Raw genomic sequence first — 19,503 nt, forward strand, 5'->3', positions numbered from 1 at the left:
CTCTGTTGACAGAAAAACGAGATACTTCACGCGTGTATTTGTCTCACCGTCTGATGAGTGCGGCGATAAAGATTGCGTGAATGCCCATAAATTAGAGCAGCTGCTCTTACGGTTCTTGGGGCTTGCGAAATTGAATGAGAATTTGCGTGAAGATGTCAGGCTGCCCCTGGGGTTGGCAGCACAAATTCAACTTCCTGCTGCCACGATTGTTAGCCACGTGGCGCACTAAAATTGCAGGGATGCGTTGGCGCGGGCGCGATTGTCGTGCGCACAACAGGCGTAATAAGCCCGTAATGAGATCTTGAAGCATAGGAATTCCATTTCAGTGATGAATTGCCGTGTTACTAAGCTAAATCAAGCAATGAATTGGAATTTGGGTGGCTTTTTGGCTGGGCTAGTGGATGCCGAATGAGGTTCGGCTTGGTCAGTGCGTGGCCACACGGCATGCGAGGATGCACTCACATTTGAGCCAATAGTGAACCATTGGGGGAGATCGTGTGTATGGTCGAAGCTGATATGACCATGCGAATGACCAGGGAGCCGTAACTTTTGCTCAGCTTCATCTTTGCTGTAATCGCCAACGTCCAATGGATTATGAATTTGGAATTGATCAGGCAAGGGTTGATGAGCAAGTGACAATGCATTTGATACAGGCAGCCATGCGCAAAACAGCATGATGCAAAAGATCACGATCTGCGTTTTACGAAAAGAGGTTGCACGGTATTGGCTTTGCATGCGTTGATTCTATCGCTGTTTAAGTTTTTCACTCAAGCCCGAAGTGGGCGAAATCAATGATTCGTTTGAGCTGATCATAGTCGAAGATGATCTTGCGTCACTCTTGACCAGTGACAAGTATATTGGTGTTGAGCCTTTTAGTAGATCCAACACCAATAGCATCACTTGTATTTTAGTTCATCAGTTTTTAGGTTTTTGCTTTCTCATTAACTGATAAGCAACAGGAATAATAAATAGCGATAACAACGGTGCTGTTACCATACCTCCCACCATGGGCGCAGCTATTCGACTCATGATTTCGCTGCCTGTTCCGCTACCCAATAGGATCGGCAGCAAGCCTGCAATAATTACCGCCACCGTCATCGCCTTGGGTCGGACTCGTAATACAGCCCCTTCAGTAATCGCTTCGAGCAAGGCTTTATCGTCGTTATTGCCATCATCCAAGCGCGCTTGCCACGCGTTTTTCAGATACAGCAGCATAATCACGCCAAATTCAGCAGAGACACCCGCCAGCGCAATAAACCCGACGCCAGTCGCAATCGACAGGTTGTAGCCCATCCAGTACAGGAACCACACACCGCCAGTGAGTGCCAGCGGCAGCGTTGCCATAATCAGCAAGGCTTCATCAAAGCGTTTAAAGGTCAGGTACAAGAGCACAAAGATAATCAGCAAAGTGGCTGGAACGACCAGTTTCAGGCGTTCATTGGCACGCTCAAGAAACTCGAACTGCCCTGAATAGCTGATGCTAATACCGGGCTCCAGCTTGACCTGTGCGGTAACGGCTCGCCGTAAATCTTGTGCGACTGAAGCCAGATCACGATCACGCACATCGACGTAAACCCAGCCCGTGGGACGTGCATTTTCGCTTTTCAGCATCGGCGGGCCATCGCTGACCGATACTTTGGCGACCATGCTCAATGTGATTTGCGAGCCTTGCGGTGTAACCAGAGGGAGATTGGCTACTTTTTCAACGGTATCGCGCCATTCGCGTGGATAGCGCATATTGATTGGAAAGCGCGCCAAACCTTCGACAGTTTCGCCAATATTATCGCCACCAATCGCACTCGCTACGACCGCCTGCACATCGCTGATATTGAGCCCAAAACGCGCTGCGGCAGCACGGTCGATTTTGACATCGACATAGCGTCCACCGGTGAGCCGTTCAGCCAGCGCTGAGCTAACGCCGGGGACTGTTTTGGCGATAGTTTCAACTTGCTGGGCAATTTTATCGAGGTCGGCCAGATTGCTGCCCGCAATTTTGACGCCAATCGGGCTCTTGATCCCAGTTGCCAGCATGTCGATCCGGTTACGAATTGGTGGCACCCAGATATTGGCCATACCGGGCACTTTGACCGCTTTATCGAGCTCTTCTACCAGTTTTTTCGGCGTCATTCCTGGTCGCCATTGATCGCGGGGCTTGAACTGAATCGTTGTTTCAAACATTTCCAATGGTGCAGGATCAGTCGCACTTTCGGCACGACCGGCTTTACCCGAAACGCGGGCGACTTCGGGGACGGTTTTAATCATCCGATTGGTTTGCTGTAGTAATTCACTGGCTTTTTGTGCCGACAATCCCGGAAGGGCTGATGGCATATAGAGCAGGTCACCCTCATCGAGCGGTGGTAAGAACTCCCCTCCCAAGCGGCTGACTGGCCAGAGAGCAGTCAGAAATACCAGCACTGCGACCAACAGCGTGGTTTTGGGTTTTGCCAGTACCACATCAAGCAGAGGGCGATACATCTTGATTAGCAAGCGATTAAGCGGGTTTTTGCTTTCCTCTGGTAATTTTCCGCGTATCCAGTAGCCCATCAGAATCGGGATTAGCGTAACCGAAAGCCCAGCTGCAGCAGCCATGGCGTAGGTTTTGGTAAACGCCAACGGCGAAAACAGCCGACCTTCCTGCGCTTCAAGCGTAAACACAGGAATAAACGACAGTGTGATGATCAGTAGGGAGAAAAATAGCGCTGGACCCACTTCAATGGCCGCTTCGGTCATCACATGCCAATGTGCTTCGCCTTTCAGCTGTTCACCTGGATGCTCGTGCTGCCAGGCTTCAACTTTCTTATGCGCGTTTTCAATCATCACTACTGCCGCATCGACCATCGCGCCGACTGCAATGGCGATGCCACCGAGTGACATGATGTTGGCATTGACGCCTTGATAACGCATCACCAGAAACGCAATCAAGACGCCTAGCGGCAAGGACACAATAGCGACCATACTGGAGCGGAAATGCCCCAAGAAAATCACGCAAACCAGTGCGACGACCAGAAACTCTTCCAGTAATTTGTAGCTAAGGTTATCAATCGCTCGATCAATCAAATGGCTACGGTCGTAGGTCGTGACGATTTCTACGCCAGCGGGTAGGCTAGGTTTGAGTTGCTCTAGCTTTTCATGAACTGCAGCAATGGTTTCGCGGGCATTTTTGCCTGAGCGCAAGATCACCACACCGCCCACAGCTTCGCCTTCGCCATCCAGCTCGCTAATCCCGCGCCGCATTTCCGGCCCAAGCTGGATTGTCGCCAGATTGCCTAAAGTCACAGGCACATTACTGACTAGTTTGACGGGTATAGCCTTGAAGTCGTTGATGGACTTGAGATAGCCGTCGGTACGTACTACTAATTCAGTTTCACCCGCCTCCAAAACTCCACCGCCGGTTTCCTGATTTGCCTTTTCAACGGCGTCTCGCACCTCGCTTTGCGTAATGCCGTAGCTGGCAAGCTTCACCGGATCAAGTACGATCTGATACTGCTTGACCATCCCCCCCACAGTTGCAACTTCGGCGACATTGGGCAGGGTTTTGAGCTCAAACTTGAGATACCAGTCCTGCAAGGCGCGCAGTTGTGACAAATCATGCTTGCCTGTTTTATCAACGAGCGAATACTGGTAGATCCAGCCGACGCCTGTGGCATCGGGGCCAAGTGATGATTTGGCCGAGGCGGGCAAGCGACTCTGAATTTGATTCAGATATTCCAACACCCGCGAGCGCGCCCAGTACAAATCAGTCTGGTCATCAAACAGCACATAGACAAAGCTATCACCAAAGAATGAAAAACCCCTTACGGTTTTTGCGCCGGGCACTGATAACATCGTCGTTGTAAGTGGATAGGTGACCTGGTTTTCAACGATCTGTGGTGCTTGTCCCGGATAGCTGGTGCGGATAATGACCTGCACATCCGATAAATCAGGCAAGGCATCAATCGGCGTGGTTTTTACTGCCCAACCCCCCCATGCCGTCAAAAACACCATCGCCAGCAGCACTAAAAAACGATTTCCAACCGACCAACGAATCAGAGCGGCAATCATGGCTGGCCTCCCGATTTTTTATTCATCACCATACGCTCAAGGACCAAACCATCATCGTTTTGATGAACCGTAGCGCGAACCTTGTCACCGACTTTGAATCCTTTGATGACATTTTCATTGGCAACTGGGTAGGGCATCGTCATGGCCGACATGCCGATAATTTTGAACGCATCATGTGCTAGTGTGACTTCTAGCCCATTAATCGCCTTGATCGTTGCATCGGCTTCATCCATGATCATGGCGGGTGTTGCTGATGAAGCTTGATCACTGCTCAGTTTGGTTTTGACCCCCGCCAAATTGGCTTCCGAATCAATCAGGAATTGCCCACTGGCAACGATTTGTTGACCTTCATTTAAGCCGTTGACGATGATGGTTTTATCGGCAACTTCGGCCCCCAGAGTGACCTCAACCGGCACGAAGTGATTTTCGCCATCAAGCAACATAACCAAAGATCGTTTACCCGTGCGGATAATGGCCTCTGTGGGTACTGCAAGAACGGCATTATTTGAGTTGCCTGCTAGCTTCACTTGCGCCGACATGCCGGGGCGTAAGCGGCCATCTCGATTGGGAAGTTCAACACGGACTCTTAGGCTACGGCTGGCATCATTTAAGGTCGGCAAAATGGCGGTAACTTTGCCGCTCAGTATTACACCGGGGAAAGCCGCTAATGACACATCAGCTTTACCCCCTATTTGTATGGCTGCCGATTGTGCTTCTGGAACGGCAACGTCAAGCCAGACCGAGCTGATGCCGCTAATTTTGGCCAGGGTTTGTCCTGCGGCCAGCGTCATGCCACTGCGTACCGATAACTCCTGGATTACGCCGCCTTGAGTACTTCGCAAGGTCTGGCGTGCACTGATTTTGCCGGTTTTTTCAACCTCAGAAATTAATCCAGCTGGCATTCCGGTCAGGCGCAGGCGCTCGCGAGCAGCGCTTATTAAGCTGGCATCACCACTGTTGCGAATCGCCAAAAACTCGTGTTGCGCAGCACTCCACTCAGGAATAAGCACTTCGGCTAAAGGCTGACCGGCAACAATGATGTCACCGGGTGCCAATGGCCAGACCCTTTCGATAAAACCACTGCTGCGAGCCTGCTCAATAGATACATCTCGCTCATTAAATGCCAATATCCCGGTGGCATCAATACTCTGCGCGACAGATAGCTTTTCTACTTTAGCTTTACGCATGCCCGTATTTTGCAGCGTTCTGGCATCAATTTTTACACCGGCAGATTCAGTTTCATCCCCAGCATATTTGGGCAACAACTCCATGTCCATGTATGGCGACTTACCCGGTTTATCGAATTTCATATCGGGCTTCATTGGGTCGTACCAGTACAAAACTTTTTTATCGGTGGTTGTTGATGATGGGGCGGCTGCTGTTTGATGCGACGTGGCGCTCATTCTGCCGCCGACAACACCAAGCCCAAGAAGTGCTGCACCGATTGAGAGTGCAATGATGGTTTGTTTGGTTTTCATTGCTCAGCTCCTGCGATTGCGTGGTCATTTGCGTACGTGAAGTGCATTCGGGCTTTGATTTGCTGCAACTCGGTCAGAGTTGCGATGGCTTTAAGCTGCGTATCCAGCCGGTCACGACGAGCAGCAATCACTTCACCGAGTGCGCCTTTGCCACTTTTCCAGGCAGTTAATGACAGGGCGATTTTTTCTGTCGCTAAGGGAAGTAATACTGTTTGATAACGCTGATCGGATTGTTGTAAGCGTTGTAAATCAGCGAGGTCATTGGCCAATTCGGCACTTCGTTCGCGTAGAGAAGCTTCGCGTTCCGCATCCAGTGCCGTACGTTCGGCGACTTTGGCCGCAATCATTGGGTCTTGTCGTTTGCCAGAAAACACAGGCAGATCAAACGTAAATTCCAGCATGACTGAATCGTCGTCTTGAGGGTTACGCTGGTATTTCAGCTCTACACCCCAGTCTGGTTTTTTAGCGGCCCGGGCTTCAGCAATTTCTGCATCCAACACATTGCCTTTTGGGTCAAAGGCTGCGAGTTCTGGACGATCTGTGACGCGGTTTTGTAGTGATTGCTGATCAATGCTAAATGCAGGTAAATTACCTGAGACTCCTTCATCTGCGGCTACGCCCACCCAACGACGAAGTTGCGCTGTGGCTTGTCGTCGGCGCGCGGTCAGTTCATCGCGCATTTCTTCCAGCCTTGCCAATTCTTGTCTGGGTAAAACGGTATCGGTGATGCTGCCTTTACCGGACGCAAGCTGCGCCTGAATTGCTTTGCTAAAAAGTTTGTTTTCAGCTTCAAGCTCATCAATCAAGGCCAATTGCCGCTCAACGCCATACTGCGCAATCCACGCTTGAGCCGTCTCGCGAGCGACATTTTTACGCGCGATTTTATTTTCCATTTCACTGACGCTGATCCGCGCATTTGCGGCTTGAACCCGTGCATTACGTTTGTCGCTATTGGGAAACTCTTGCATGATCCCGAAGGTTTGCATCGCCATGCCATTGGGGCCGGGATTAAATCGATCTGGGCCTGAAATAGGCAGGTTATCAATGCCTAACTTAATTTTCGGATCGGGCAATTCACCAGCAGGAATTGCAGATTGTTGAGCGACAGTAATTTGCGCATGACTTGCTTGTAATTGCGGTGCATCGCGCAAGGCAATCGTTTGTGCCGCTTCGAATGTGAGGGCATATGCTGACAACGGCGCACCTGCGATGAGCCCTGCGAGCGCCATATTGGTCGCCAACAGGCTCCACGAGAAGGTTCTCATGATTAACTCCAAATCTAATTAGCAGACCGTATAAAACGGTATGCAATAACCACCCTCGATCAGTTAGGCAGATAGATCGAAGGTGAGATTAGGTGATGGAATTAAGCACGAGCTGGCGGACGCCAGACATTTGAATTGGCAGAGGAAAGAGGGAGGGAGTCGATCGTTGAGTGGTAAACAGTCTCACTAGGTGGAGGTAAGACATTCAGTAAGATTGCGACAACACCTAATGAACTGGATTGGCAATCAACGGTGAGTTTGCAGCAAGGCTTGCTTGATGCGTGATGTTGATCGCCGCACGCAGGCATCGCTTCGTCACAATTTTGCTGCTGAGCCTGTACGTATGCCATTTCTTTCATCATGCAGTCTGGTTTTTGAGGCCGAGCGTTCGCCCAGCCTGAAAACGCCATGATCAACACGAGAAGGAAATAGCTGATGAATTTCATTGTCGCAGTATAAGCCGCATGATGTGCTGGCGCTAAAAATATTTCAGTGAGTCTGAGGCGGATCAGACTTTAGTCAATTTTCATAAGATGTGAAGACATTTTTTTTTGGGGGGCTGCTTTGGCCGAGGAGTTTCCATTCAACTTCTTCTTGGAGAGGCAGCTTTGCATTCTAAAACAGCCATTAAGATTGCTTCCTGCCATGCCGAATGACAAGACACATACAGCTAAGGAAAATGACAGAAGTAGCGCCATCGCAGGCAATAAGTCGGTGATACTACATGTAGTCTCCGCGCCAATCAGTTGGTTTGGATATCACCTAGAGCACGCCTTGGATTACGGTAGAATTTAATTAGCAAATTTTCCGGCCAGTTAAATCTCGCCAGATCCGTGTGGAGCCCCCATCACAGCGAGTTTTGCTAGCAGCGACTTCTTCTGGTCTTCTGAAAGCATGCCAAGTGCCTCGGTGAGCTTTGCATCTAACTCCGTCTCACAAAAGAAATACGCTACTGGCACGCCTAGCACTTCAGCCATACGTTTCATCGTGTCGTAATCGGGCGCGTGTTTAGCTTTTTCGTACTGGTTCATACGTGCGCTCGCACTGTTTTCATCCATACCCATCCTCACTCCCAGCTGTAGCTGGGTTAAGCCTTTGTTTAGCCGGGCTTCTTTAAGCCGAGCTGGGAACGGAGAGTGCACAGGCATTACGAAATTCGCTATGAAGATCCAATGCCTAAGATTTTCTTAGTTCCTTCACATAAGATATACTAAGGATTTCTTAGTTTTCAATGCGGTCATGAAAAATTTCTATCAAAACCATTTTAAAATCGAGACCTTGCAATATCTGAGGCGAGTTGGTAGTTTGACGAAAACCGCTCGACGCTTTGATGTTCACCCTTCAACGCTGGCGACATGGCAGCACATAGGGCTCGAAGAATTTATGAAGCGTGAATTACAAAACAGCCAAGCCATAGAGCCACAAAAGTCCACTCATGCACTTGAACTGCGAATTCAAAGGCTGGAGCAGGAAAATGAAGTTTTGCGGCAAGCTGCACGATTGTTTTTGTGCTAATGAGCCCAACTGCAATGAAAGGGCTTCCCATGCCCTTTCATTAATTTTATTGCCGACTCTTACATAAGTAAACAGACTTAACGCGCAAATTATATAACATGTGTAAGTTAAGCCGTCACTAGAGCCTCTGGTTTCACACGAAGAACCGCCTTGTGAGTCACGTACAAATCATTCCAGAAGTACTCTTGTAGTTAAATTAAAGCTAAATACACACCTGTCACTGCCAGCGTAAATAGGGTGATCGGCACGCCGACGCGTGCATGGCGTCTCCAATCGATGGCTATGCCTTTTCTTGCTGCTGCATCGATGACAATGATATTGGCGATGCTGCCAACAATCAGCAAATTACCCGCAAAGGTGCTCACGAGTGCGAGCAAAAGTCCGCTCGTTTCCTGATGGGCGACCGGTAGCAGCAACATGACTGCAGGTACATTTGAAACCAGATTTGAGAGCACAAACGTGGCAAAAAACAGGTGAGCTGCTTGCTCTAATTGAATGCCTTGTTGCGCCAGAAACTGGATAGATTGCGCGCTGATGCCGGTTTGTTGAAACGCATGATTGACCACAAACAGGCTCATGAATAAAACCAGCAACTCCCAATCGACTAGCCCTAGCATTTTGCGGGAGTGGAGTTTTCGGCTGGTCAATAAAATACCCGCGCCAATTAAGGCGACATATTCTGTTGGCCACGGACCAAGAAGGAAGGCGATCAGTAATGCTGTGGCAACCAGTAGGCCTTTTGCTGTTTGCCATGCGTCAAATTGCAGCGAATCCTCTGTGCATAGGCGCGGAGCAGCGGGAGTTGATGAATCTTTGGCGCTGAGTTGCCATTTCCCTTTGGTTTGCCAAGCAATCAGCCCCCAGCAAATCAATAGCCCGAGGGTTACAGGGATAATTGCATCGAGGATATAGGCAGCAAATGACAAATTGAGCGATTGGCCGATGAGCATATTTTGCGGGTTGCCTATCAAAGTCGCTGCCGATCCAATATTGGCGGCGCAGGCAAGGGCAAGCAGGTAGGGAATCGGTGCGACTTGCCGTTTTCGGCATACATCAATTAATACCGGCGCGATCGCCAAGCAAACGATGTCATTGCTGAAAATCGCCGAGAGGATGGCAGTAACGATAATTAAAGTGCCCAAAAAACTGGCAGGGCCGACGTCTAACTGCCCCAGTTTATGCGTAACCCAGTCATAAAATCCGCCAAGACGCATCTGAGCTGAAACCACCATGAAGGAAAAAAGCAGGGTGATAGTGGGTAGGTGAATGGCTTTTACTGCCTCATCCAAACTGATGGCATTGATACTGATGAGCCCAATTGCTCCGAGCAGAGCAACGCCAGTCCGGTCCAGCTGCAGAAATGGCAAGCCACCTAGGATCATGCCAAGATAGACGATGAGGAAAATAATCAAAACGTAAAGTGACATTGGCCAGTGTGTTTTTGGAGCTAGGGGATACAAATTATATCGCTGTACGGCTTAAGAAACGGACGGTGTGCGTATTTCGCAAGCCCATCATCATTTTACAGTTGGGACGCAGTACCCAGACCCTACTTCAAAATAGTTCTTGAGTGTTGTGCTTTACACTTTTTTGGGAATTGGTGTGACTTTGCTGACGGCACCTGCACGCATCTGATCAAGCAGAATGGCGTGGTCGCGCTGAAGTTTTTCGTGTTCAGATTGAAGTTGCTGCAATTGAAGTTCGGTAATGATGTGCCGGCTCTGCAGTGCATCGTATTTCTCCTTCCAACCCTCGGCTCGTTGCTGGAAGGACTTGCTTACGCGCATACGCCCGACAGTTTCCTTTTTTTTCAATGTTTCAAGCCAGAGCGCGGCTCGCTCCTTGAGGGCTGTATTGTCTTTTTTGTAGAGCGTCGCTTCGTTAATCCCAGTACGGCGAGCAATCTCGGCCATCGACACTGCACCACCGTTCTGTGGATAGATGCCAGCGTTTCCTGCTATTTCTGCGGCAATCGCCCGTATGGCGTCCTCAAGCTGTTGCCGGACTTTTTCTTTACGCGCTGCGCCACGCTTGGCTGCGGCTAGTTTGTGTTGTTCACTCATGATTAATCTGCCTCGGGGTCTGGTTCTTCACATAACGCGAAAAGAGCTTTAACTTCGGGGTCTGCTTGGTACTTTTCAGCCAGATCAGAGAAGTTCATCCATTCGTCTTGTGCGTTCTCCAGAGTTGCGGCCAGCACCAACAACTGCCCGTCGTCACGCGCTTGGCGCGCTATATCTAGGTATTGTTCAATGCTCAATTCAACATCTCGCCGTTTACGGGCAAAAACGATTCGGTTGTCGCATTGAGGCTGGCAATTTGCGGTGTTGGGTTCGCCTTTGGAGCGTTTTTGTTGGCACAGGCCATTTTCGCCAGGGACTTTGGAGCAAATGATGTTTTCTTTGACTAATCGCCAGCCCTGACCTTGCATGGTGAGTAGTAGTGCCAAGTCGTAGGCGCTGCCCTCAGTCCAGATTCGCCCTGCTTGGTGGAGTTTGGCATCCTCGTTGTGAACGGCAGTAATTAGACGGGCTGCGCCGGGGCCGCCGTGACCTGGCAAGGCCGTGCCATCGCTCAAGGCTTGGTGAATTTCCTCTAGCGCTTCGGCGCAGTTCATAATGCGCAACTCGCGTAGAACGTTTTCAGCTTCCTCACGCACACTCGGATCACAGAGGATGTAGTGCAGCGTCATTTCGATGCTCTTGTGGCCGAACAGTCTCTTGAGTACCAGAGGCGAGTTGAACAGCGCAATCCCGGCAAGTCGGCCTATGGTCTTGCGGAAGCGGTGGGCGTGGATGTTCTTCCCGCCAGGTGCGGGATCCATGTCAAGGCGAAGGGCTAAGTATTTGAGGGCTGAATTGATATGGAGGCCGCAGCCAACTGCCCCCGCCTTCCCGCCCGCACCAATCGATATCCAAAGATCATTGCTGAATCGCGAGGCTTGAGGTTGGCCATCTTCCAATGAGTTTGGCAACCAATCCCATGCGGCAGCGAGTCTAGCTTGTTGTCCGAGGCATTGACCGAGGATGTCGGGGGCGGGCCAAGTGCGCGCATCGCCAAAGAAATTGTCCGCGAGCTTGTAGGTGTAACCGTATAGGTAGCTTTTTCCATCGCGACTGATCTTGATGCAGTCGCGGCTAAGGGTGGAGATTTCAGAGATGCGTCCGGCAGTCAGCAGTAGTGCAATGAAGAAGTGCGCAGCTTGGAGCATTACACTCAGGTTTGTTATGTGCTCCCATGTGCGCGGCGGCCATTCACAAGTGTTGGAGCCATGTTTTCCAGATGCGGTAGTGAGCTTGAAGGGGGGAGTGAGTGGCTGGTTCGAGCGATTCAGCCACGGATTGATCTCAAGGTGATCGGTAATGAACTTGGAAATTTCATTACCGATAGCGCTCTTTGACCTCTGCAGATCAGCCCACTTGAAACTATCAACCATATCCTTAAGCAATCGCAGCAGATTCGGCCCCATTTCTTCGATAACCCACAGCACACGAGGGCCAATTTGGGCTAGCCATTCATTCGGAAGCGGCTGGTAGGGTTCCGGTGTTCGGTCGGTTTTGGGTAAGTAAGTTTCAGTGGATGGGTTTGTAATCTGACGGATATCTGGTTGTGGTGGTGCGTCAGACCAGATCCCACGTGAGACCAGTGTATGCAAACGTTCGATCTGGATACGCGTTCTTTTGTAAGCCTTAAACTCAAGGATGTCGGCTTCGGTGAGAAATTGGAACAAGCCTTCGCTGGCGAGACTATTAGCCTTACGCCGGATCGCTCGCGCTATAATTTGGGGGCATGGTGTATGGATATACTGGACTATAGAGGACGGCTTGAGACGCTCGCCTTTGCTGTTGATAGTGCGTCCGCCTGTGGGAACCAATTTCATCAGCATTGCAAGGCGTGTGAGCATCAGCACACCCTCGTCGATAAGGGCATCTGGATAAGCAGCGGTAAAAGACTCTTTGGTGAGGTAGTCAACGAGACGCTTGCGAAGATTGATGTTGCGAAATGATATTGTTGATCCCTTCATCATCGATTCGGGGGTTGTCCAGAACCCCCACTCTGAACCATGACCTGCGAGGATTTTGGCGACTAGCAGATCATCGCGCCCTAGATGCTGGATATTCTCTACCTTGAAGTTTTCAAGAACGGCGCGACGGCCTTCGGCTTCAATGTCGATAGAAATGGGTGGCTTTGCGATGGAGGCATTCATGTGGTTGCTTCAAATTTGTCTTGATTGATATGCCCAAGACCGGGAACAATATGCTCACCGGATGCAATACGTTGATTCCATTTCTCACGAGCAAGGCACACAGCCTCGGTTGGGTAAAGTGTTTCGAGCAAATACTCACCCGAGTCCAGTTCCATATTGAACCCCCCAAGCAGGAACGTTTCGCGAGGCAGGCGCTCAAGCATTATCAACAACTCTTCGACGCGCATGGCGATGCCATTCAGCGATTCAGGTAAAAACTTGGCGTTGTGACAGTCCTTGAGGCATAGGTTTGTGCCACATAGGTGGCCAGGGGTATGGTTTGGCGCGATATGCTCAGGAGGGTGGCGAGGGGAGCTGCATCCGATTCCGACTCGGCTTTTCATCAGTGCACGGTATTCCTTGAGGCGCGCTTCCATTTCTGGTGTTAGCGCACCGTTTCGGACGAGTTGAGCGAGGATGGCAAGGTCGATTCTTCCTTCTCGTAACTGCCCGATCAATTGGGTCATGAACCGCAGAGCATGGGCGTCGTTCTCGGTAGAGAAGAGGTTGTTTTCAATGTAGTTGATGGTACTGGTAATTGTTGAGTGCCCCAAGGCCAGCATCACGGCAAGGATGTTGCCGTTGGATTGTTTGTAGACCCACCGAGCATAAATATCGCGAAAATCCGAGCAAGTTACCGCTGCGATGGCGCTTTTACCTCTTTCAGCACGTTTGGTATTCAGCCGCTTCAGAAGCAGATCAAGATAGGAAGCATGCTTTTCTCCCCTAGTTTTATATCTTTTCCAAGTACGCCAATCCAGCTGATTAACCTCTCCCTTAACGTCTACATACAACCAAACATTGCTACATCTTTGGCGTAGCTTTTGTGTTCTAAGGTACTGCGCTTCGATGATCTTTGCATTGGCTTGGCGGTTCCGCATGTCTCCCAGTTCCTTCACTGCCTCAGCATATTGTTGCTTGATTAATTCACGCAGCGGTGCAACCCGCTTGAGATAGGCCGCGACAATGTATGGCGGACTTGCTTTATGTTTTAAAAGCCCCGTGCAGAATTGTATCTTGCCTTTGGCGCGGCGCTTCGCTGTCTGCAAGGTTGCTTTCTCATCGTCTTGCGACTCAGAGAACCAATCAGTAGCCAGTACCAGTTGTGCTTGATCTTTGGAGTGAGGTGTAACCAGCCAGGGTGATTCGGCATCAAGATTGATGAGTGTGCTTGGATTCCAGCCACTGTTCATCAGTGCCAAGTGAAAAGCGATATCCGCTTCTTCAGCGGTCGGAAAGAAGATTGAACGCATGACCTTCAGCTCCAATCCCTTGGTTGAGAATGCAGATCTAATGTTTTTATCAAGTAATTGTGAGCTATTTGGGAGTATGGCTCCGGTCTTCAATTGGACCCTTCGGAAGTATTGCCAGTTGTTCAGCAAGCGATCGTCCTCTTCGTCGAGAATTCTGGCTGATTCCCCACGCTCGCGCCTGTCAGCCTCTTCGCGAATGGCGTCATTGCGAGCCCAGGTTTTGCGCACACGCTCCCAGTCCTGTTTAATGGCAATTTTGAGTTCCTTGGCTTGATCGTCAGGAGTCAAGGTGCGCATTAATGTGGCGTATTTGGGGGGAGGGCAAAGCAACAACGGCAACCTCCTGCTCTGACGTATTGCGTTGGCAAGCTTGCGAAATTTTCTGAATGTACTTTGATGGATTCCTCGCTGATGGGCAAATGCTTCATGGAGTTCATTAATATCCGTCACCGATTCAATGCGAGGCGGAAGCTCACCGTTGGCAAGAGGGGTTTTCTCGTATGCATCAAACAAACGCCACCAGGTGCGAAGGGCGAATTCGTACCCTATTGCGCTAGCCTTCGCTAACAAATAAACACTCGCCTGAATCGCTGGAGCCAGTTCAGCTATCAGATTGGACCGCCCTCTGTAGGCACCCCCCCATTGGCCGGCGTTATTGCCTAACGGATGAGGGTTTTCAAACTGCCCAGCCGCAAACGAGTGCAGGTCGATTGCATAGTTGTCGGTTGGGTGGTTGGTCCAAAAATACAGGGGATCGTCGCTCTTGGGCGGCTCTGGAGGTTCGACGCCGACTGCTGATACGCCCGCATGCTGCTTCAAATGATTCTTGTTTCTCTTTCCGATGCTCATGCGTCAACCTCCTCACTGCTTTTTTCATCCATCTCCACCCATTGCTGCGTCATGCTGAGTGGCACGCGCATCTTGGCGAAAAGCCAGTGCAGGTAAATTTCAGTGGTGCGGGAACTAGCATGGCGCAATTGCGGCTTGATTTCCATTTGAATGACGGTCATTGCACTGTCCTTTAAGGCTAGAACTATTGGAAGCTCCATGCTGATACTTGGCGTCTTGAGCACCTGTTGGATTAGTTCTGCGTGCTGTTTCATCCGTTGTTCGAGATAGCGGCAAGCCCACCAGTCGCGGCCTAGGTGCGGAGACCAATGCGCCGGTCCTTGGACGCGACTCCAGAACGCATAGATTTGATCGCCGGTATAGCGCAAGCCCGTTACTGAATTTAGGAACAAATGTACGGTCGTCTCCCTGATGCGGCGCGCCTCTATAGGTTTCACACCTTTAAGCCGCTGCGTGAGTGCCAATAGCCGTTCTTTCTTTTGATAGCTGTGTAGACGCTTTGCAATCCAGAGCGGGATATGAATTTCGCCCTCTGGCCCAATCTTGTCACCTTGCTCGTCAATGCCGTACTGCTTGCCTTTTACCCCGTATTTGATTGTCACAATGACAGATTGAGTTTCCTCCGGCTGATCGGGATTGGCGATTTGCCATTCTTTGGGATCGCGTGGCAGGGTATCCACTCGCCAGCAAGCAGCTTCTTCACGGCGAATTGCGCAGTTAAGTATCAGGTCAACGATCAACACTTCTGTCTCGCCAACCACTGGGCGCTGTCGTACTCGCTCACGCCATTCCTCTATCTCTTCAGCGGAGGGAAAGGACAGGGTGCGCTTATTCACTTTGACCTTGCCTTTGCGGGCTTGCACGATCTTGCCCTCATGGCTGCGACTGTTGTCGTGGCGGCCGGAAATGTAGGTGGTGGGTGTGGTCGGAATAGAGAAGGGCTCACGCAAGTCTTTGTCCGCCGCCCACATCTGAAATTCCAAGGCGATTTGCACGCGAAGGTTTACTGTTTCAGGGGCTAATGGGCGGTTATCTGCTGACCAGATTCCCTTTAACATTTCTTGCTGGTACCGACCAATAAGATCGCTTGCATAGTCACAGCGCATCAAATCAATCGAACGTGTATCGGCCCACTCAAGTGCGTTTGCAAGCCAGCGTGCATAGTTTTTCATGGATATGCGACTGGGTGGGATTGGATTTCTTTTCTGGCCGCGCCACTTAGGATCCCAATAACCCAAGCCACGGTCGATCAAAAATTGATTCGGAAGTCGAGCATAGCCAGGCTCAGGATCAAAGATGAAAGGTTGGCGGGATAACGCTCCGTAACCGGCATCGGAAAGTAACAAGGGGTCTACATAGACGACTTTGTAACCATAATCAGGCATACATTATTTTCCTGTTGGATAAATTCACTTTAGCTTAAAAATACTTCAAAGCAAGTGAAAATAAGCAGGACGTATAATGCCTGGTATGCCCATTTGAAAAACGGCACCACCAAGCCCTGGTTGCTGATGGCCTTGATGAGCTGGGGCATTGCGCTGTTTGAATACCTGCTGCAAGTGCCCGCCAATCGGATCGGGTATCAAGTGTATAGCTTGGCGCAGCTGAAAATCTTGCAAGAAGTCATTACTTTGTCGGTATTTATCCCCTTTGCCATCTTTTATATGAAGCAGCCATTCCAGTGGAATTATGTCTGGGCGGCGCTGTGCATGGTGGGGGCCGTGTATTTTATGTTTCGCGGCTAGCGGGGGTAATGGCTCGTGGGCTATTAACGGTAAGGCTTGTGGGCCGATACCTGTTCAGGTATTGCGCCAATACGCGCCGGCAATCCGCCGTATCGCGCCATGCGCACCCTTGGATTTTCCCAACGGCGGGCCAATATCAACGCTTGCGCGATCTGCGTTATAATGCCCAGTTCTGGAAAGGAGTAATCATGCCTATTTATGCTTATCGCTGCGCCGAATGTGGCCATGCTGACGAACATATGCAGAAAATGGCCGACGCGCCGCTCACTCAGTGCCCCGCGTGCCAGGCCGAGAAATACGAAAAACAACTGACCGCCGCCGGCTTTCAATTGAAAGGCAATGGCTGGTATCAGACCGATTTTAAAAATAGCGGAGCCTGTGCGCCCAGCTGCCCACCCGGCGGTTGCCACTAAGCCCCACAAGGGATCTGTGTGACTAGCTTTCTCAAGCGCTACCTGATTACCGGCCTGCTGATCTGGATTCCGCTCGCCATCACTATCTGGGTGCTCAATACCCTGATCGGCACGCTCGACCAGATCGGCGCCATTTTGCCGAACGAGCTGCGGCCAGATTACTGGCTATTGCGGGGTATGTCCGGCAGCATCCCGGAACTCAACGGCGCGCGGCATATACCTGGCTTTGGGGTCATCCTCACCTTTTTGGTATTGCTGTTTACCGGCATGGTGGCGACCAATGTTTTGGGCCGCCGCCTGCTGCAATTGGGTGAAAGTCTGCTCAAGCGCATCCCGATCGTGCGCTCGATTTACAACAGCGTAAAGCAAGTGTCCGACACCGTGTTTTCGGATTCGGGTCAGGCTTTTCGCAAAGCGGTGCTGGTGCAGTTTCCGCATCAGGGCACCTGGGCGGTCGGTTTTCATACCGGCACCCCGGGCGGTGAAATTGGCGACAAACTCGATGGCGAGCTGATCTCGGTGTTTGTGCCAACCACCCCCAACCCCACCTCCGGCTTTTTGTTCATGGCGCGTAAAAGCGATGTCAAAGAGCTGGATATGAGCGTGGATGAAGCGCTCAAGTATGTGATCTCCATGGGCGTGGTGATGCCGGCGACCAAGCCGGTGCCCGCACCCGACACCACTCACTCGCCGGCCACGGTCTAAGCGAGCGGGCGGGCAACCATTTTCGATGATTTAGGGAAATTCAATGCGTACGAATTACTGTGGTCTGATCAACGAGCAATACCTCGGCCAGACTGTGACTTTGCAAGGTTGGGCTCATCGTCGTCGTGACCACGGTGGCGTAATCTTTATCGATTTGCGCGACCGCGAAGGCATCGTGCAAGTGGTGATCGATCCGGATACCCCGGAAGCCTTTGCCACCGCCGATAGCGCGCGTTCTGAATATGTATTGGAAATCAAAGGTATTGTTCGTGCGCGCCCAGAAGGCACCACCAACGTCAAAATGATCTCGGGCCAGATCGAAGTCTTGGCCAAAGACATCATCATCTTGAACAAGGCCGAAACGCCACCGTTCCAGATCGACGACGACAATCTCTCTGAAAACGTGCGGCTGCAAAACCGCGTGATCGATCTGCGTCGCCCCACCATGCAGCGTAATCTGAAACTGCGCTACAAAGTGGCGCTGTTGGTGCGTAACTTCCTCGACACCCGCGGCTTTATCGACATCGAAACCCCGATGCTGACTCGCAGCACGCCAGAAGGCGCGCGCGATTACCTCGTGCCAAGCCGTGTACACGACGGCCAATTCTTCGCGCTGCCGCAATCGCCACAGCTGTTCAAGCAGCTCTTGATGGTGGCCGGTTTCGATCGCTACTACCAAATTACTAAGTGCTTCCGTGACGAAGACCTGCGCGCTGATCGCCAGCCAGAATTCACCCAGATCGATATTGAAACTTCGTTCCTGAACGAAGAAGAAATCATGAATATCACCGAAGAAATGGCCCGCCATGTCTTCAAAGAAGCCATCGGCGTAGATCTGGGCGAATTCCCGCGCATGCAATACGACGACGCGATGTTCTACTACGGCTCGGACAAACCCGATCTGCGCGTAGACTTGAAATTCACCGAACTCACCGACGTGATGAAAACGGAAGAATTCAAAGTCTTCCGCGGCGCAGCCGACATGGACGGCGGTCGCGTAGTGGGCCTGCGCGTACCAGGTGGCGCCACTCTGAGCCGTAAAGACATCGACGACTACACCAAATTCGTTGGCATCTACGGCGCCAAAGGTCTGGCCTACATCAAGGTGGAAGATGTATCGAACATCAGCAACGCCGAAGATTCAGGCCTGAAAGCCCCGATCGTGAAATTCCTGTCGAACGACGCCTTGAAAGCCATCATCGAGCGCACCGGCGCACAAAATGGCGACATCATCTTCTTTGGCGCCGACAAACGTAAAATCGTGGATGAAGCCATCGGCGCATTGCGGATCAAAATCGGTCACGAGCGCGGCGAAGAGGGCGGCTACTTCAAACGTGAATGGAAACCGCTGTGGGTGGTGGATTTCCCAATGTTTGAATACGACGAAGATGGCAAACGCTGGAATGCCTGCCACCACCCATTCACCTCGCCCAAAGCCGAGCATCTGGAATTGCTGAAAACCAATCCGGGCGCCTGCAAAGCGCGCGCCTACGATATGGTGCTCAATGGCTGGGAGCTGGGCGGCGGCTCGGTGCGTATCCACCGCGCCGATGTGCAATCCACCGTATTTGACGCTCTGGGCATTGGCGAAGAAGAAGCCCAAAACAAATTTGGCTTCCTGCTCGACAACCTGAAATTCGGCGCGCCACCCCACGGCGGCCTGGCCTTCGGTCTGGATCGTCTGATCACCCTGATGACCGGCGCCGAATCCATCCGCGACGTGATCGCCTTCCCGAAAACGCAACGTGCGCAGTGCCTGTTGACCAATGCACCGAATGCGGTGGACGAGAAGCAATTGCGCGAATTGCACATCAAATTGCGTAATCCGCCAGTGATTGAGTAATTGGGTTTGTAGTTCGAGATGATAAAAAAGACCGCCTTTGGCGGTCTTTTTTGTTGGTGGGTATGTGGTTGTGGTTATTGCTGGTATTGGTCTAGGTGTATATACCTTAGTTGGTATATTAGGGTGGGGCGGATTAGACGCGGAGCACCA

General features: G+C 51.1%; 16 protein-coding genes. 6 read left to right on the top strand and 10 right to left on the bottom strand.

Annotation, left to right across the window (positions count from 1 at the left end):
* The coding region (locus tag QV747_RS00005; protein ID WP_288791405.1) for a hypothetical protein at positions 1-229 on the top strand (229 nt) is incomplete at its 5' end.
* Between the two features lie 125 nt (positions 230-354).
* Here the strand turns inward: QV747_RS00005 and QV747_RS00010 are convergent.
* The 5 genes from QV747_RS00010 to QV747_RS00030 form a co-directional block, all read right to left on the bottom strand.
* Entirely contained in the window at positions 355-735 is a 381-nt protein-coding gene (locus QV747_RS00010) for a hypothetical protein (protein ID WP_273428647.1), read from the bottom strand.
* A 180-nt stretch (positions 736-915) separates the two neighbouring features.
* Positions 916-4,041 (bottom strand): efflux RND transporter permease subunit, encoded by a 3,126-nt coding sequence (locus QV747_RS00015; RefSeq protein ID WP_273428645.1) that lies wholly within the window; start codon positions 4,039-4,041, stop codon positions 916-918.
* A complete protein-coding gene (locus tag QV747_RS00020; protein WP_273428643.1) occupies positions 4,038-5,519 on the bottom strand; it encodes an efflux RND transporter periplasmic adaptor subunit in 1,482 nt (493 codons plus the stop codon). Before QV747_RS00020 ends, QV747_RS00015 begins: the two co-directional genes overlap by 4 nt.
* The gene (locus QV747_RS00025; RefSeq protein WP_273428641.1) at positions 5,516-6,784 is read right to left on the bottom strand and encodes a TolC family protein; all 1,269 of its coding nucleotides are present in this window, start codon (positions 6,782-6,784) and stop codon (positions 5,516-5,518) included. Before QV747_RS00025 ends, QV747_RS00020 begins: the two co-directional genes overlap by 4 nt.
* Before the next feature lie 815 nt (positions 6,785-7,599).
* Positions 7,600-7,932, bottom strand: coding sequence for a helix-turn-helix transcriptional regulator (locus QV747_RS00030; RefSeq protein WP_273428639.1), 333 nt, complete (start codon positions 7,930-7,932; stop codon positions 7,600-7,602).
* A 91-nt stretch (positions 7,933-8,023) separates the two neighbouring features.
* Between QV747_RS00030 and QV747_RS00035 the strand changes: the two genes are divergently transcribed.
* A complete protein-coding gene (locus QV747_RS00035) occupies positions 8,024-8,299 on the top strand; it encodes a hypothetical protein (protein ID WP_273428636.1) in 276 nt (91 codons plus the stop codon).
* 191 nt (positions 8,300-8,490) lie between these two features.
* Here the strand turns inward: QV747_RS00035 and QV747_RS00040 are convergent, their stop codons facing one another.
* From QV747_RS00040 to QV747_RS00060, 5 genes are all read right to left on the bottom strand, one after another.
* On the bottom strand, positions 8,491-9,726 hold the full coding sequence (locus QV747_RS00040) for an anion transporter (RefSeq protein WP_273428632.1): 1,236 nt from the start codon (positions 9,724-9,726) through the stop codon (positions 8,491-8,493).
* 153 nt (positions 9,727-9,879) lie between these two features.
* A complete protein-coding gene (locus QV747_RS00045) occupies positions 9,880-10,362 on the bottom strand; it encodes a hypothetical protein (RefSeq protein ID WP_273428629.1) in 483 nt (160 codons plus the stop codon).
* Positions 10,363-10,364: 2 nt separating this feature from the next.
* On the bottom strand, positions 10,365-12,506 hold the full coding sequence (locus QV747_RS00050) for a hypothetical protein (protein WP_273428628.1): 2,142 nt from the start codon (positions 12,504-12,506) through the stop codon (positions 10,365-10,367).
* Positions 12,503-14,647 carry a hypothetical protein gene (locus QV747_RS00055; protein ID WP_273428625.1) on the bottom strand — a complete coding sequence of 715 codons (2,145 nt, stop codon included), beginning with the start codon at positions 14,645-14,647 and terminating at the stop codon, positions 12,503-12,505. Before QV747_RS00055 ends, QV747_RS00050 begins: the two co-directional genes overlap by 4 nt.
* Entirely contained in the window at positions 14,644-16,032 is a 1,389-nt protein-coding gene (locus QV747_RS00060) for a hypothetical protein (RefSeq protein ID WP_273428622.1), read from the bottom strand. Before QV747_RS00060 ends, QV747_RS00055 begins: the two co-directional genes overlap by 4 nt.
* A gap of 54 nt (positions 16,033-16,086) precedes the next feature.
* Here QV747_RS00060 and QV747_RS00065 point away from each other — a divergent pair, with 54 nt between their 5' ends.
* The 4 genes from QV747_RS00065 to aspS all read left to right on the top strand — a co-directional run bounded on the left by QV747_RS00065 (position 16,087) and on the right by aspS (position 19,353).
* On the top strand, positions 16,087-16,392 hold the full coding sequence (locus QV747_RS00065) for a DMT family protein (RefSeq protein ID WP_273428619.1): 306 nt from the start codon (positions 16,087-16,089) through the stop codon (positions 16,390-16,392).
* 188 nt (positions 16,393-16,580) lie between these two features.
* Positions 16,581-16,805, top strand: coding sequence for an FmdB family zinc ribbon protein (locus QV747_RS00070; RefSeq protein ID WP_028448626.1), 225 nt, complete (start codon positions 16,581-16,583; stop codon positions 16,803-16,805).
* Between the two features lie 12 nt (positions 16,806-16,817).
* Positions 16,818-17,510: a DUF502 domain-containing protein gene (locus QV747_RS00075; protein WP_028448627.1), complete on the top strand. Its 693-nt coding sequence runs from the start codon at positions 16,818-16,820 to the stop codon at positions 17,508-17,510.
* Between the two features lie 43 nt (positions 17,511-17,553).
* On the top strand, positions 17,554-19,353 hold the full coding sequence (gene aspS / locus QV747_RS00080) for an aspartate--tRNA ligase (protein ID WP_273428616.1): 1,800 nt from the start codon (positions 17,554-17,556) through the stop codon (positions 19,351-19,353).
* Positions 19,354-19,503: the final 150 nt, after the last annotated feature.

Origin of the sequence: uncultured Chitinibacter sp. (assembly GCF_945957625.1) — a bacterium.
Taxonomy (GTDB): domain Bacteria; phylum Pseudomonadota; class Gammaproteobacteria; order Burkholderiales; family Chitinibacteraceae; genus Chitinibacter; species Chitinibacter tainanensis.